This window comes from Xanthomonas nasturtii (assembly GCF_001660815.1).
GTDB lineage: Bacteria > Pseudomonadota > Gammaproteobacteria > Xanthomonadales > Xanthomonadaceae > Xanthomonas > Xanthomonas nasturtii.
The window spans coordinates 1-1,154 of record NZ_LYMI01000086.1; the positions used below are offsets into that span (position 1 = coordinate 1).

Below are 1,154 nucleotides of genomic sequence, written 5' to 3' on the forward strand. Positions count from 1 at the left end.
GAGACCGGTTCCATCGGCCAGCGCCTGACCAACGCCTCGCGGCCGACACGCAGTGTCGAATAGAGCTTGCGGGTGCTGTTGCGCGGCGACAGCCACTGCGCGATGCCGGTGGCTTCGCAGCCCAGTCCTGCCAGCCAGCTGGCGAAGGTGGCCAGCGTATGGAGTAACAACAGGATCTGCAGGCGCTCACCGCGCCGGGTCAAGCTGTCTTCCATTGCCTGGCCGTAGCGGTGCGATTTCAGATCACGAAATGCCAGCTCGATCTGCATCCGCCGTGCGTACAGGTTGACCAGCTGCGTTGCGCTGGGTGCGTGCAACTGCGGTGATGCAACGATCAACCACGGCTCGCGCTCACGCGCTGCTGCTTTCAGGCTCGATGATGCACGCGAGACGTTGGCAGGTGAGCGCCGGTTGCGGTGCTGACGCCCTTTTCGTGCTTTGGCATAGAGCACAAGGCGGCAATTGAGTGGATCGCTGCGATTGATCTGCATCGGTGGCAATTCGTTTGCACGATTGGAAGCCAATGCATGCAGGTTCCGGCTATCGATCCATTGCGTTACATCATCGGGCACGGCTTGCGGCTTGACCTGCGTGTGTCCGCGCAGTCGCCCAACCCAATCCCAGCCCATCGCCGACACCGCACGAAACCATGGCGTGCGGAAGCCGGCATCAGTGACCAGGATCGGACGCACATCGTCTGGAATCAATGCGCGCAGTTGCTGCAAGAAACGCTTCTCCGCGCCAGGAGAGCCTTGTTGCTTTCCCGGAACCACCATGTCCAGCAAGGTGAGCGTGCGCCCACCGATCGGGACGGCTGCACGCAGCAGGCACCACGATTTGTCCGGCTTCAGATCGCTCCAGTCGATCACGATCACTGGCTGCGTGCCGCGCAACAGCCAATGCGCCATGTCCCGCTCGATCACGGACCGCTCGGCGTACAACGCGCGATTGCACAGCAGGCGGTCGCATGCCTTGAGGGGCGCACGTACCCGCGTCGCGCCTGGCCACGCGCGTGCGAGAGCGATCAACGTCAGCCGGCCTCCATGCACTAGCGCTTCAACCGCGCGCAGCAAGCTGCGTTGGCGTAATGCATGCATCCCGGAGAGTGAGTTAGACAAGCATTTCTGCAATACTTCGCTGGCGCGCATGGTCGG

1 protein-coding gene is annotated in these 1,154 nt (G+C 62.6%); it reads right to left on the reverse strand.

All coding sequences use genetic code 11. The features are described from left to right. The coding region (locus A7D16_RS20205) for an IS4 family transposase (RefSeq protein ID WP_064635010.1) at positions 1-1,148 on the reverse strand (1,148 nt) is incomplete at its 3' end. Positions 1,149-1,154 lie beyond the last annotated feature (6 nt).